General features: G+C 55.5%; 7 protein-coding genes. 6 read left to right on the top strand and 1 reads right to left on the bottom strand.

Features of this window, described 5'->3' with window-relative positions; translation table 11 throughout:
- The first annotated feature begins 33 nt into the window (after positions 1-33).
- Complete coding sequence (locus CA54_RS08675) at positions 34-294, top strand: hypothetical protein (RefSeq protein WP_146370401.1); 261 nt, start codon at positions 34-36, stop codon at positions 292-294.
- Between the two features lie 102 nt (positions 295-396).
- On the opposite strand, the gene CA54_RS08670 is transcribed toward CA54_RS08675, so the two are convergent.
- Positions 397-1,644, bottom strand: a complete 1,248-nt coding sequence (locus tag CA54_RS08670; RefSeq protein ID WP_146370400.1) for an SGNH/GDSL hydrolase family protein — start codon at positions 1,642-1,644, stop codon at positions 397-399.
- A 152-nt stretch (positions 1,645-1,796) separates the two neighbouring features.
- On the opposite strand from CA54_RS08670, the gene CA54_RS08665 reads away from it, so the two are divergent.
- The 5 genes from CA54_RS08665 (at position 1,797) to CA54_RS08645 (ending at position 15,616) form a co-directional block, all read left to right on the top strand.
- Positions 1,797-4,826, top strand: a complete 3,030-nt coding sequence (locus tag CA54_RS08665; protein WP_146370399.1) for a PVC-type heme-binding CxxCH protein — start codon at positions 1,797-1,799, stop codon at positions 4,824-4,826.
- A 119-nt stretch (positions 4,827-4,945) separates the two neighbouring features.
- Positions 4,946-8,101, top strand: coding sequence for a PSD1 and planctomycete cytochrome C domain-containing protein (locus tag CA54_RS08660; protein WP_146370398.1), 3,156 nt, complete (start codon positions 4,946-4,948; stop codon positions 8,099-8,101).
- A gap of 8 nt (positions 8,102-8,109) precedes the next feature.
- On the top strand, positions 8,110-9,531 hold the full coding sequence (locus CA54_RS08655) for a DUF1501 domain-containing protein (protein ID WP_146370397.1): 1,422 nt from the start codon (positions 8,110-8,112) through the stop codon (positions 9,529-9,531).
- 163 nt (positions 9,532-9,694) lie between these two features.
- Positions 9,695-10,759 (top strand): PKD domain-containing protein, encoded by a 1,065-nt coding sequence (locus CA54_RS08650; protein ID WP_146370396.1) that lies wholly within the window; start codon positions 9,695-9,697, stop codon positions 10,757-10,759.
- Between the two features lie 243 nt (positions 10,760-11,002).
- Positions 11,003-15,616, top strand: coding sequence for an inverse autotransporter beta domain-containing protein (locus CA54_RS08645; RefSeq protein ID WP_146370395.1), 4,614 nt, complete (start codon positions 11,003-11,005; stop codon positions 15,614-15,616).
- Positions 15,617-15,620: the final 4 nt, after the last annotated feature.

Raw genomic sequence — 15,620 nt, 5'->3', positions numbered from 1 at the left:
GAGCCTGACCTACGGGTTAAGGGAGAATCACGCGTGGAAAAAATCTGGAACGTCCTGGTGTTCATCGTGGCTATGATTGTCGCGATTGGTGTCGGGCTGATGTTGTATGTTTCTGGATTTGCCGGAGTTGGATTTTCCGGCAGGATGCTTCATTTCGATTTTCACGGCGGTAATACGTCGGGGCCAACCATACTGTTCATTGAGCTGCCAAGTTTCGTGTTGTGGGGTGCTTTGGCGATTGTCTGCTTTGGGGTCTGGTGGATAGCGCGCCGATTGTGGAAAAGGTCGCATTAACGCGCCGGCGGCTTACGATTGATCAAGTGCCGTAGGTCAGGCTCCCGCCTGACGACCCTATGTAGGACATCCACCGGCCCATGTGTCAGGTGGGAGCCTGACCTACGGGGTTTTTGGTTTTTGTTTGGTATCGGGTTCGAGCAGGGTGGCGATTGTTTGGGTGTAGATGCGGTGGCCGAAGTCGTTGGGGTGGTTGACGCCGTTGCCGGTTTGGTCCCAGTCTTGTTTGTGGTTTAAAATCTCGGTCCAGATCGATGTGACATCGGCCAGGGCGATGCCCGGTTTGCAGAGTTGGGACAGGGCGTCGCGGTAAGCGGGGAATAGTTCTTGTTTCAGAGCGGTCCAATCGCGATTGCCCAGCATCGAGGCAACCAGGATGAATTCGGTTTCGGGCAGTTGTTCACGAATCAGGTCGATCATTTTTTGTGTGTTGGCTTGATACTCCTGGGCGGAGCGGCCGGAGGAGTCGTTCATGCCGAATGCGAGGATCACCAGGTCCGGTTTGGATTCGATGACCTTGTCGATTTGCGTTAGCCCCCAAGTCGTGGTCGTGCCACCCACAGCTAGGTTGGTGAGTTCGACGGGTGCACCGAAACGCGATTCTAGGTGGATCTGCAAGAGTTCGGGATAGGCGGGTTGAAAGGGAGGGGCCTTGCCCAGTGCTGAGGAATTCGCCCCGGCGGAGATGCTGTCGCCGATGAGCACGATGGAGAGGGGTTGCTTGTTGGTCAATTTGTCGACGGTTCGCGGCAGCGCCTGCGCGTCGAATTTGGGGAGCGTGGACTTCCATGGATCCGGTGCGTGTTCGTAGGTGATGCAGGTTTGCATATCGGCATATTCCAGGACGGCGCCGAAGAAGATTTCGCCGTTGCCGTCGCGATGCGTTAAGCGGTATTTTTGCGAGCCGGCCGGGCGGCGCAGGTCTTGCGGAGTTTGCGAGGCGATTCTTGAACCAGCTGGGAGAACGATCTCGCGCGAACCAGGTTTCCAGGTGTAGTCGCGTCCTTCTTCGTAGGTCACGTCGCCGGCGGAGTTCCGGACGGTTACGATTTTGGTCACGGGGAACAGCAGACTGGCTTTGGCTCCGCCGGTTTGTGGATCTTTGATGAATAAGACCGATTCCCCTTCGACGCGGTCTCCCTGCCAGAAGGGCCGCAGGAGTTCGGGCGCGTATTTCCAGGAACCTGGTTGAGGTTCTTCGGCACTGACGACGGCTTGCATGGCCAGGAGCAGCATGATGACTGGGCGAATACGGCGCAGGTCTGTCGACGTCGGGAGAAAGCGTTGGGGGAGCATGATGTGCGTCTTATTGAAGAGGACTTCGAATGGGTTTTTGGGTACGTTCGTCAATGTACGCGACGGTTCGGCGGATGACAACGCCTTTGGCCTTGCGGACCAGAGTGCTCGACTTGCTGTGAAACGGACGATCAATGGCTTACACTTTTTTAAGCAACCTTTGACGATTCCCCGAACTGAATTCACTGAGGTAAATCAGCGACATCATGCCGTTTTGGAAATATCAATTGCGGGGCATTCTGGCCGCGCTCGTAGCGACCGTTTTTAGTGGCACTTTGTTTGCAGCAGAAGAAGCACCGCGTTTGCGGAATACCGAAGCAGGTTCGCCGCCATCGGCAGCGGAGACGGTTGAGCGGATTCAGGTTCCTGACGGGTTTCAGGTCACGCTGTTTGCGGGTGAACCGGACGTCCAACAGCCGATCGGCATGACGACCGATGAACGGGGCCGGTTGTGGGTTGCTGAAAACTATACCTATGCGGAGCACCCGCTGGGATTCGACAAGACGCAGCATGATCGCATTGTCATTCTAGAAGATACCGACGATGACGGTCAATTTGATGTTCGTAAGGTGTTTATCGATGACCTCCAAAAACTGACCAGTGTGGAAGTCGGCATGGGGGGCGTCTGGGTGTTGTGCGCGCCGCAATTGCTGTTTATTCCCGACCGAAATCACGACGACGTTCCCGACGGACCGCCGGAAGTTGTGCTGGATGGCTGGGATGAAGGATCGGTCCGGCACAACATCGTCAACGGATTGCGTTGGGGGCCGGATGGTTGGTTGTATGGGCGGCATGGCATTCTAGCGACATCGTTTGTCGGTCCACCTGGCGCTTCGGCGTCTCAACGTCGCAAATTGAATTGCTGCATCTGGCGGTATCATCCCACGCGCAAGGTGTTTGAGGTGGTGGCCGACGGCACGACGAATTCTTGGGGATTTGATTTCGACGAACATGGCGAGATGTTTTTCATCAATACGGTGATCGGCCATTTGTGGCATCTTGTGCCCGGCGCGCATTACCGCCGCATGTATGGAGCCGATTTTAATCCGTACGTTTACGAACTCATCGAGCAATGCGCGGATCATTTCCACTGGGACACGGGAGAAGTGTGGCATCAGATCCGCAAAGGGGTCAGCGATACCACGTTGGCCGCCGGCGGCGGACATGCGCATAGCGGGCTGCTGATTTATCAGGGAGACAATTGGCCCGAGCGTTATCGCGGGACGATGTTGACGCTTAACTTTCACGGTCGGCGGATGAACAACGATCGTTTGGAGCGTGACCAGGCCGGCTATGTGGGAAAACATGCGGACGATTTGTTCATTGTCGACAACCCTTGGTTTCGTGGACTCGATTTGATCACGGGGCCGGATGGGGGTGTCTTTATCGCCGACTGGTCTGATAGTGGAGAATGCCACGACAACGACGGAATTCACCGCACATCAGGTCGGATCTACAAGATGACCTATGGGCAGCCGCGACCGCTCGGTGATTTCGACCTTGCGCAACAGAGCGACTTAAAACTCGTCAAATTACAGTCGCACGAAAATGCCTGGAGCGCCCGCCAATCTCGACGTCTGTTGCAGGAGCGCGCTGCTTTGGGGCAGGAGATGCCGCAGGCTCGTAAGGCGTTGTTGAAAATGTTTGCTGAAGATTCCGACGTGACGCACCAATTGCGAGCAATGTGGTGCCTGTATGCGATTGGTGCGACCGATGAGGAGTGGCTCCGCGGGCAACTCGATGATGACAACGAGCATGTCCGCGTGTGGGCTTTACGTTTGCTGGCGGATGATGGTACGTTTAGCGCACCGACGATTGCGAAAATGCGCGAACTGGCTCAGGCCGATCCGTCGGGCTTGGTGCGGTTGCATTTGGCCTCCACATTGCAGAGGCTTCCGTTGGAGAGTCGTTGGGACATCGCCGACGCATTGGCACAACATGCGGCGGATGCCCAAGACCGGGCCTTGCCGTTGATGATTTGGTATGGAATCGAACCGGCGATTCCTACCGATCCGGGTCGATCAATCGCCTTGGCGGAACGGAGTAAGATTGGGTTGTTGCGACGGTTGATTGCTCGTCGTCTGACCAGCGATTTGGAATCGCAGCCCGCAGCGGTCGACCAATTGCTGCAACTCATCGGGACAGGAAATGATGCCGAGTTTCAGTTGGATATTTTGCAGGGCATGAATGGCGCCTTGCGCGGTTGGCGAAAAGCGCCGCAACCGAAAACGTGGCCCCGTGCGGCGGAGATTGTGTTTTCATCCGCCCCGGAAAAGGTACAAGAACAAGCCCGGCAATTGGGGGTGGTGTTTGGGGATGGCCAAGCGATTTCGGAGTTGCGCGAGATTGTGACGGATACGGATGCCGATGCGGAGACGCGGCGGAACGCTTTGCGGTTTTTGGTCGATGACCGTTCCCCCGAGGCATTGGCGTTGCTCAAACATGTGTTGGGCGATTTGGTGTTGATGAATGAAGTCCTCCGCGGCTTTGCGGCGTTTGACGATCCTCAAATCCCGCGACTAATTTTAGAACGATATGCCCGACTCGAACCCAGTGCGCGGGAAGTGGCCATCGCGACACTTGCTTCGCGTCCCGCTTCCGCCCGAGCATTACTGAAGTCAATTGCCGAGGGAAAGATTCAACCCTCTGCCATTTCCGCATTTCATGCGCGACAGATTCGCAGCTTTAAGGATCCGGCGCTGAATGAAGAGCTCACCAAACAGTGGGGCGCACTGCGTGATAGTTCGGAAGAGAAGGTCAAACGTATCGCGGAATTGACTGCGGCGCTGGCTCCTGAAAAGCTGCAAGCCGGCCATGCGGGCAAGGGGCGTGTGCTGTTTGAGAAAACGTGTAGCAACTGTCACGTGCTCTATGGTGCGGGAGGACGCGTCGGTCCGGATCTGACCGGTTCCAACCGGCAGAATCTGAATTACTTGTTGGAAAACATTGTCGATCCCAGTGCTTCGGTGGGGCAGGAATTTCAAGCGTCGGCGATTGTGCTGAATGACGGCCGCGTTGTGACCGGTGTCGTCGTAGCGCAATCGGACCGCACTTTAGAGGTGCAAACGGAAAAGGAACGTTTAGTGATCGATCGGTCGGATGTGGAAGAGGTTGTGAATCAAAAGATGTCGCTCATGCCGGACGGTTTGCTGAAGCAACTTAAGGCCGAAGAGATCCGCGATTTATTTGCTTACCTCACCAGTCGATCCCAGGTCCCGCTGCCGTCGAAACCGTGATGGCCTTTGGGTAGGGCGAGTGGCCACCCCGTTGAATTCGCTGGTCGGTGCTTCTCTTGTCGGGTAGAATGACGGGAGAGGGCAATGACTTTTACGAACACTCCAAGGTGACTGATTTGATGGTGCGTGCAATCCGATTTTGCGGATGTCTGATCCTGTTCGTGGGCGCTGCGGTTTTCTATGGAATAGAACTGCATGCCGATGAGCCGAGCAAACCGACCAGCGCTAAACAGGATTCCACGGAGAAGGTCTCGTTTCGCCGAGAGATATTGCCTTTGCTTTTCGAGCGGTGTTTTCTTTGTCATGGCCCGGATGAAGGGACGCGCGAGGCGGAGTTGCGGCTGGATCTTGCGGAAGAAGCGACGCGTGATCGCGATGGGACTTTTGTGATCAAACCGGGAGACCCCGCTGCCAGCGAAATCCTAGCCCGTCTGACGGCCGACGATGAAGCCTTGATCATGCCTCCGTCCGATTCGGGGCATGAGCCGTTGTCGAAAGCGCAAATCGAAAATATCCGCCGTTGGATTGCCGAAGGGGCCCAGTGGTCGCGGCATTGGGCCTTTGTTCCGCCGGAACGGCCGGATGTTCCCACGGTGAAAAATACCGCTTGGGTGCGCAACGCCATCGATGCGTTCATACTGCAGCGGTTGGAACAAGAAGACCTTGCTCCAACTGCCGAAGCCAAACGGGTGACATTGTTGCGGCGGTTGAGTCTCGATTTGATCGGGCTGCCGCCGACTGTCGATGAGATCGACGCGTTCTTGGCGGACGAATCGCCGGCTGCGTATGAGCGGCAAGTCGAACGGTTGTTGGCCTCGCCGCACTATGGAGAGCGTTGGGGGCGAATCTGGTTGGATGCGGCGCGTTACGCCGATTCGGATGGATTCGAAAAGGACAAACCGCGCGAGGTGTGGTTCTATCGCGATTGGGTGATCAACGCATTGAACCGTGATTTGCCTTACAACCAATTCATCATCGAGCAAATCGCGGGCGACCTGCTGCCGAACGCCACGCAAGACCAGATTGTGGCGACCGGTTTTCTGCGCAATTCGATGCTGAATGAAGAAGGGGGGATTGACCCCGAAGAATTTCGCATGCAAGCGATGTTCGACCGCATGGATACAGTTGGCAAATCTGTGTTGGGCCTGACCGTGCAGTGCGCGCAATGTCACAGCCACAAGTACGATCCGTTTACCCATCACGATTACTACAACATGTTCGCGTTTTTGAACAATTGTCATGAAGCCCAACCGACGGTCTATACAGTTGCTCAACAACAGAAACGGGACGACATCTTTCGCCGGATCAACGAGATCGAAGAGCAACTCCGCGCGGCAACATCGGATTGGCGAGAGCGGATGGCTGCCTGGGAAGAGCAGGTTCGGGGTGATCAACCGCAGTGGACCATGCTGCCGATCGAGAACGCCGGCAACAATTCGCAGCGATACTTACAGCAGCAGGATGGCTCGTTGTTGGCGCAAGGTTATGCCCCGACGCGCTCGACGGGTCAGTTTTCGGTGACCACCGATCTCCCGAGCATCCGCTCCTTTCGATTGGAAGTGCTCAACGATCCGAACCTGCCGGCCGGTGGTCCCGGTCGTGCGCTGAACGGGTTGCTGGCGCTGTCGGAATTCAAAGCTCAAGCGGTCAGTGTTGATGACCCTCAGCAGAAAATCGATATCAAATTTGCGCGAGCGACTGCGGATTTCAGCAATGATCACCGGCAGCTGGGTCCGCCGTATACCGATGGGAAAGATCCCAAGGCGGGTCTCACCGGTTCTGTGGAATACGCGATCGATGGGGACCAGAAAACCGCCTGGGGGATCGATGCCGGGCCGGGGCGCAGAAATCAGCCGCGCAAAGCGGTCTTCGTTGCCGATAAAGACGTTGCTTTTCCGGGGGGAACCAAGCTGGTCTTTAGCTTGGCGCAAAGTCACGGCGGTTCGAATAGCAACGACAATCAAACCTTGAATTTGGGCCGGTTTCGTATTTCAGCAACCGGGGTGGAAGCGGTCGCCGATCCGCTCTCGGTTGCAGTGCGAGAAATTCTTGAGGTGCCGATGGAAGACCGCACCGAATCGCAGTTGAGCACGGTGTTTCGTTATTGGCGGACTACGGTCCCTGACTGGAGCGCAGAGAACGAGCAGATCGAAACTCTCTGGAGCGAGCATCCCGAAGGGACAACACAATTTGTGCTGCGGGAACGTGACGCCGAACGTCCCACACATTTGTTGGACCGCGGCGATTTTCTCAAACCGAAAGATATCGCCGATCCAGCCGTGCCGGAATTTCTCAATCCACTCTCCCAAGGCAAACCGGTCAATCGTCTGGCCTTTGCAAAATGGCTGGTGGATCCACAGTCTCCCACGACAGCGCGCTCGATTGTGAATCGGGTCTGGCAAGCGTATTTCGGGACCGGTCTTGTGGATACCCCCGAAGACTTAGGATCGACCGGGAGTCTGCCATCGCATCCTGAGTTGTTGGATTGGCTATCCGTGGAATTAGTGGAGCAGGGGTGGAGCCTCAAACATCTCCACCGCCAGATTGTGCTTTCCAACACTTATCGACAAGACTCTTCGGTCACGGCGGATTTACTGGCCCGCGATCCGGTGAATCGACTGTTGGCTCGTGGCCCTCGTTTTCGTGTCGATGCTGAAGTTGTCCGCGATATTTTTCTTGCAGCAAGTAGACTGCTAGAAAAGAAAGTGGGTGGCCCGAGCGTCTTTCCGCCGGCGCCGGAATTTCTCTTTCGTCGTCCGGCTAGCTACGGCGACAAGACTTGGAATGTGGAAACCGGTCCGCAACGTTATCGCCGTGCGCTTTACACCTTTCGCTTTCGTTCAATTCCCTACCCAGCTTTGCAAGCCTTCGACGCACCCAGCGGCGAAATTGCGACCGTGCAACGACCGCGATCCAATTCGCCACTCCAGGCACTCACAACGCTCAACGAACCGCTGTTTTTCGAATGTGCGGAAGGATTGGCACAACAAACGATCGCACAGGGTGGCGAATCCGACCAGGACCGATTGGAATTCGCGTTTCGCAGTTGCGTTTCTCGCAAACCGACACCGGAGGAATCCGCCACGCTGCTCGAATTTCTCGATGAGCAAACTCAGCGACTCCAGGACGGGTCGCTCGATCCGAAACAGATTCTGGGGAATCAGCAGGGGGACACTTCTGAGCTGCCGGAAATTGTCGAACAGATTCAGTTGGCTGCCTGGACAGTCGTGAGTCGCGTGCTGCTCAACCTAGACGAAACCATCACGAAAGAATAAATGATCCGATGCCGTCTTCAATAAATTCTGACAATCTGAACCAACGCCTGACCTCCCGCCGCTGGTTTCTGCAGGAGTGCGGGATCGGGGTGGGTGCGATTGCGCTGGGGCAATTGCTGGAACAAAAAGCCCTTGCAGCGGACGCGCTCGCGCCCAAGCAGCCGCATTTTCCAGGGCGGGCGAAGAACGTCATTCAATTGTTCATGGGGGGTGGCCCCAGTCATTTGGAGCTGTTTGATTATAAACCGGCGCTCGCCAAATTCGATGGGCAACTTCCACCGGCCGATCTGATTAAAGATTACCGAGCGGCATTTATTAGCCCCAATTCCAAACTGTTAGGCCCCAAGTTCCAGTTTTCTAAGCATGGGGAATGTGGTGCGGAACTCTCTGAACTGTTACCGAATATGGCAGAGGTTGTGGATGAGATTGCCATTGTCAAATCTATGGTGACCGACGCGTTCAATCATGCGCCGGCGCAGATTATTATGAGCACCGGCTCGCAACAATTCGGCAAGCCGAGTCTTGGTGCCTGGACGACGTATGGGTTGGGAAGTGAATCACGCGACTTGCCGGCGTTTGTGGTGCTCAGCTCGGGAAATAAAGGTCCCAGCGGCGGGAACGCCAATTGGGGCAGCGGGTTTCTGCCGACGGTTTATCAAGGCGTATCGTTTCGCAGCACGGGTGATCCGGTTTTGTATCTGTCCAACCCCGCCGGTGTCGATCAGCAACTGCAACGGGACTCGTTGGATGTCATTACCCAGCTCAACGAGAAGCGGCAACAACAAGTCGGCGATCCGGAAATCGCCACACGGATCAATTCCTTCGAGATGGCTTATCGCATGCAGTCCAGTGCTCCGGAGCTGATGGACATGAGCAGCGAGCCGCAGCACATTCTGGACATGTACGGTGCGGAGCCGGGCGTGCCGTCATTTGCGATGAACTGTTTGCTGGCGCGGCGGATGATTGAGCGCGGCGTGCGGTTTGTGGAACTGTTTCACGAATCCTGGGACCAACATGGTGGATTGGTCAAAGGTCTCAAGCAAAACTGCATCGACACAGAACAAGCGTCCGCGGCCTTGGTCAAAGATCTCAAACAACGCGGATTGTTGGATGAGACGTTGGTGATTTGGGGAGGCGAATTCGGACGCACGCCGATGGTTCAAGGCAGTACCGACGGCCGGGACCACCATCCCAATGCCTTTTCGATGTGGCTTGCGGGCGGCGGCGTGAAAGGGGGCGTGACGTTAGGGGCTAGCGACGATTTCGGATTCAATGTGATTGAAGACCGCGTCCATGTTCACGATTTACACCGCACGATCCTGCATCTGCTGGGCTTCGATGGGAATCAGCTCACGTTTTCCTATCAGGGACTCGATCAACGCTTGGTCGGCGTCGAACCGACGCGCATCGTCAAAGAACTGCTGGCCTAAGTGTCGGCTGTGAAAAAACGATGGTTCTCGGTTTTCTTGATGATCATGGGAAGCGATGGTTTTTTTGTGGTTGCCTGTGCGGGGCTAACACAACCAATTGGACGCGCAGGTCGGGTGTGGTTATTCTCAGCGAGTCCCTGTGTGAACTCGAAGGAGAACAACCATGCATTCTGTTTGCCTGTTGATTGCCGCTTTGAGCATCGGCTTGGAGCGGCCCGAAGTTGAATATCAGGTGTTTCAGTTTCCGGCGAATCAAATTCCGCGGATTGATGGCGACGCCGACGATTGGTCCATTGTTCCTGAGTCGTACACGATTGGCACGAAGGAACTCCGGGAGACGGTGGTTGGCCTGGGTGATAAGCACGATCAGGACAATCTTGATGTGCAGGTCAAAGTCGGCTGGGTGAAAGGGCTGAATCGGCTCTATTTTCTGTATGAAGCCCAGGACAATTATTGGGACTTTGCCCGGGGGGATTTGCACAACGATATCTTCGAGATCGTCGTCGACGGTGATTTGTCGGGCGGACCGTTGATTCGTCAGATGCATCCCAATCCCAAGCTCCGCGACAAACTGGACACGCATTTTTTGTTTCACGGCGCGCATGCGCAAAACTATCACATCTTCACGCCCGCCGAGGGGAAAGACTGGGCGATGGTGTGGGGCGCGCAGCCTTGGATCAAAGATTTGCCCTACGCCAACGCAGCTTGTAAGTACAACTTCAAGCATGGCGAGAGTGGGAAACTCGTGCTGGAATTTTTCGTGACGCCCTTCGACTACGCTCCCCCGGACCCCGCGCGGGCAGTGCCGACGAAACTAGTAGAAGATAAAAAAATCGGCCTGTCTTGGGCGGTGCTGGACTACGACGACGAACAGGCCGAACGCTACTCCGGGTTTTGGAATCTGTCGCACAAGACGACCATGTATGGGGATGCTTCGGACTTGGTTGCGTTTCGGTTGATGCCCTTGGAAAAGCAGTTTCGCAAGCCGGTCGAAGCGGATTGGTCATTTCAGGTCATTAACCGCGCGAATCGAGATGTGGCATTCCGCGATCGTTCGTTTGGTGACATCACATCTTGGCGGTGGGATTTTGGCGACGGGACGTCCTCGACCGAGCGTCACCCGACACACCATTATAAAAAGCCGGGCGAATTCATCGTGACGCTGCATGTTGAGGGGCCGAAAGGCAAGGCGCGTCGCGCAAAAATCTGGGACGTGACGCTGCCGTAACAGGCGCGAATTGAGAGCGTATCTTCAAAATCCGTCTATGCAATTGCCTATTACTGCCCTCCCTGTTTTGAGATGGCACCCCGCACCGCGCTACAAAGAGTTTATGTGTTGGGAGAGGTGTAATTGAAATAACTGGTACAGGCTGAACTTTCGGCAGGATATGTCTCGGAAACCTACGGGAATGTTTCTATTGGCCGTCGGAACGAACCATGATCCACCGACTAAGTAAACGCTACCCTGCAGATGCGTGGACTGTTTATTTGCGAATTCTTTGTCAAGGACGACAAAATGTTGCGAGTCGTGCGACCATATCGTTCCACAGTTGCCGTTGGTTGTGGCCTGTTCCTGCTGATCGTGCTCACTGCGACACAGGATGCGTCAGCGCAAAGCTTTGGGCCGCGCATCGGTCTTCATGGGCAGACGCGGCAGAATGGTGTCGATGACAATTATTCCGACCTGCGCGCCTTCATTCCTTTTGGCGACGAAGAACGGTTGTTCTTCTTTGACACGCGACTCTTAGCCGACGAAAACTCCGATCTCGGCTACAATCTCGGTGGTGGTCTGCGCGGCTACCTCGAAGGTGCCGATGTTGTCTGGGGACTCAACGTCTTCACCGACCAGCGTCAGACTCCCTATGCGACTTACCGCCAGATGGGCTTTGGCTGGGAGTTGTTTTTTGATGAGTTGCAATTTCGCAACAACTTTTACATGCCCATCAGTCACGATCGGACAGTCCTCTCGACGTATTCGACCGGGATCGTCGGCGGTGGGTCGCCGATGTTGCGGTTCCAGGATTACTTTTTGCTGTACGGCGGCACGTACGGGCAAGAGTCTGAAATCGAGCAGTCGTTACGTGGCGTCGACTTCGAGGTCGGGGGCCCATTGACGGACGACCAGATCAATTGGGGTGTGCTCAGCGGGTATGTCGGCGGTTACTATTACGATAATCCGAGCCTGCAAGACGCGCCCGGCATCACGGGGCGGTTGAACGCCAATTTCTCCAACAGCATCGATGTGAACCTGGGAATTCAACACGACCGCTTTTTCAAAACGCAGGTCGTGTTTGGCATGACGATCTATTCCGATTTGTTCAAACGAGATCGGCCCATGTATCGCGATGTGGTTCGCGATCGTATGGATGATCCGGTCTACCGAAAATCGGTGATTACTGTCGCGCGGGGGACGATCGACGCCGGTCCCATCGATTTAGAAGAGCGTCTGAAAAACCCCGATGGAACCGACCTGCGGATCGTGCACGTCAACAGTGCCGCGGCGAATGGGGGGGATGGTACGTATGAGGATCCGCTCAATGATGTGAGTGGCGTGTTACCGGTTTCGAAAGTCAACGACATTGTTTACCTGTACTCCGATAGCACTTTTGACGGCCAAGGGACGTTGCGACTGCGGGACCGCCAACGTTTGTTGGGCGAAGGTGGGGGTGCGGTTTATGAAATCGATACGTTGCAATTGGGCTTTGTAACGCTGCCGGCGGGCAATGGTTCGGGCGGAGCGATTCCGATTTTTCAGAATTCGATGGGACCCTCGGTCGCGTTGGCCAGCAACACGTGGGCGACGAATTTCACGATCAACGATCCGCAGTCCGGAGCGGCCATCATTGGAAACCATGCCGCAAACGCGTTGGTCGATAACGTAACGATCCACACAACAGGGGACAGCGTCGAAGGGATTTATCTGACTGGCAACTCATCGGTGACTGCGGGTGAGAACACGAACATCACCGCCTTGGGAGCCAGAGCCTATGGTGCCTATGTGCAAGATTCCTCTTCGTTGATCTTCAATAGCAGCAATAATATCAAGACGACTGGACTCGAGGCCTATGGTGTTTTTGCGGTGGATTCCTCATCGGTCACGATTGGTAACAAAAGTAACATTGAAACCTTGGGCATCGAAGTTCACGGTATTTTTGCGGATGACAACTCCTGGGTGACCCTCGACGGTGGCAGCACGGTGTCCACCGCGGGACTTGATGCCCACGGTATCTATGCCGAAGACTCCTCCCGGGTGTCCGTCGATGGAGCAAGTCGGATCTCGACTCTCGGAGTGTTTGCGCACGGCATCGAAACGGTGGGATCTTCGACGGCAACAGTCGACAACGCCAGTCGGATCACCACCTTCGGTGGCTTTACGCACGGTGTCCGTGCAGCGGACTCCTCCAAGGTGACCATCGACAACGGTAGCGAAATCATTACGAAGGGCGGCGAAGCCTACGGTATTCTGGCCGAGGATTCCTCCAAAGTGGTGGTCAACCATGGGAGTACAATCGAAACCGCGGGTGTCGATTCACAGGGGGTTTTTGCGGACAACTTCTCAACGGTCCGCATCGACAACGGCAGTCGCGTTACGACCGCTGGAATCTTGTCGGATGGTCTCCAGGCGGTAGGTTCCTCGCGACTGACCGTCGACAACGGAAGTCGCATCAACACAGTGGGAGCCGATGCTTTGGGCATCTGGTTGGAGGATTCCTCAAAGGCAACTGTTGATAACGGTAGCGAAATCAACACATTGGGTCTCGATGCCTACGGTGTTTATGCGACGGACTCGTCGGAGTTGATCGTTGATAATGACAGCAAAATCAACACAGCCGGTCTCGGAGCGTACGGGGTCTTTTTGGAAGATGGCTCGTCGGCCAAAATTGATCACATGAGTATTGTCACCACTACAGGCGTTAGTGCCTACGGCGTTATCGCGGAAGATACGTCCTCGGTGACGGTCGACAATGACAGCCGTGTCATTACCCGCGGACTGAGCGCGCACGGTATCTATGCGGACAATTCATCGGAGATCAAGATCGATAACGGGAGTCGTGTGACCACCAATGCTGGATTGGCTGACGGTATCCATGCGGTGAGTTCCTCCACACTCCTTGTGGACAATAATAGTCGTATCAAGTCCAAGGGAGTCGATTCGCTCGGTATCTTCCTGGATGATTCGTCCAGTGCGGTGATTGACAACGGTAGTGAAGTGACGACCGTGGGACTGCGGGGACTCGGCATTTTTGGGGATGACACATCCTGGGCGAGAATTGACAACGGCAGTTTGGTCACCACCGTCGGGATTGATGCTCATGGTGTTGTCATGACAGACACCTCGGCGTTGACAGTCGACAATAGCAGTCGGGTGGAGACCGGCGGCGGGGGAGCGTTCGGCGTCTATTTGCACGATTCCTCAACCGCGACCATCGACCGCTCGAGCCAAATCAACACGTTGGGAGCCGCCGCTTACGGCGTCGTTGCTGAGAACTCTTCGGAATTGACAGTAGACCGCAGCAGTCGTGTGAACACGGCTGGGTTGGGTTCGCACGGCATTATTGCCGTCGACACTTCGGTGGTGACGGTGGATAACGGAAGTCGCATCAACACGATCGGGATTGGTGCATTTGGTATCAGTGCGATCGACAACACAACGGTCACTGTTGACCATACCAGTGAAATTAACACATTGGGATTAGAAGCGGTCGGTATTTTTGCGGAGGATTCCTCGTGGGTCACGGTGGATAACAACAGTATCATCACGACCTTGGGAATCGACGCCCATGGTCTCCAGGCGATTGAAGTTTCGACGTTGATCGTCGACAACGAAAGCCGCGTGAATACCTCTGGCGGCGGTGCCTTTGGCGTCTTTTTAGAGGACGCCTCGGCCGCTACAGTTGACAATGGCAGTTGGATCACCACTACCGGGGCGATTGCCTTTGGCGTTACGGCTGATGATACGTCCGAAGTCACAATCGACAATGGAAGTCGAGTCACCACAAACGGGTTGGGTTCGCACGGTATCGTTGCCACTGATACTTCGGTGGTACTCGTCGACAACGGGGGGGCCGTCAATACCCTGGGGGTTGGTGCCTTCGGCATCAATGCGTTCGATGCCTCCACGATCACGGTTGACCATGCTAGTTCAATCAATACCGCCGGCGTAGGTGCCTATGGCGCCATCATAGGAGGCGGGTCGACGCTGACGGTCGACAACGGCAGCAGCATTACCACCAACGGCTTGGATTCACATGGCATCTTCGCCTACAACACCGCCTGGGTGACGGTCGACAACAGCAGTAGCATTACCACCAACGGAATCTCCGCACATGGTATTTCGGCAGCGGATGGCTCGACGCTGCTCGTCGACAATCTGAGCAGTATTACGACACATGCCGACTTGGCATTGGGTGTCTATTTGAACGGGACAGCTGCGGGGACGATCGACGCATTGAGCAGCGTGACAACGCACGGTGCGTTCGCCAACGGCATCGGGGCGGGTGGCTTGTCGACGTTGACGATTGACAATGGCAGTATCATTACGACCACCGCCACCGACGCAGTGGGCATCTTTACCCAGGACAGCGCCTGGGTGATGGTGGACAATGGCAGTCGTGTCACCACCAGCGGACTCCGCGCCCACGGTATTTATAGCAAGGATGATTCGACGCCTTTCGTTGACAACGGAAGTTTAATATCGACCATTGGTTTGTCAGCAACAGGCATCGAGATTGTAGATTCCTCCGTATTGAACGTCGGCAACGCAAGCACCATCACGACCATCGGGATTTCTTCGATTGGAATTTATGCAAAGGACTCCACGACGGCGACAGTGGACGGATCGACGATTTCATCGTTACTGTCCAGCGAGATCTTCGCGGAACGCATTGTGCTCGGGGGCGGCAGCCTGACTTTGCAGGCCACCAACAACGTGCTTGCTGGGGGAAGTGGTACGGTATCGCTATTCCAAGCGCTGGGGGGATCGATCATCGTGGATGGTTTTGCCGACAAGGCCAGTTTCGCTGCGTCCAATGGCATACCGACCGGCAATGTCACCGACATCGGCAACATTGTCTTTGTCCCCTAACGGC

Origin of the sequence: Symmachiella macrocystis (assembly GCF_007860075.1) — a bacterium.
In the GTDB taxonomy this organism is placed as follows: Bacteria; Planctomycetota; Planctomycetia; order Planctomycetales; family Planctomycetaceae; genus Symmachiella; species Symmachiella macrocystis.
The sequence above is the reverse complement of the archived record's forward strand: the minus strand, read 5'-3'. Positions and strand labels throughout refer to the sequence as shown.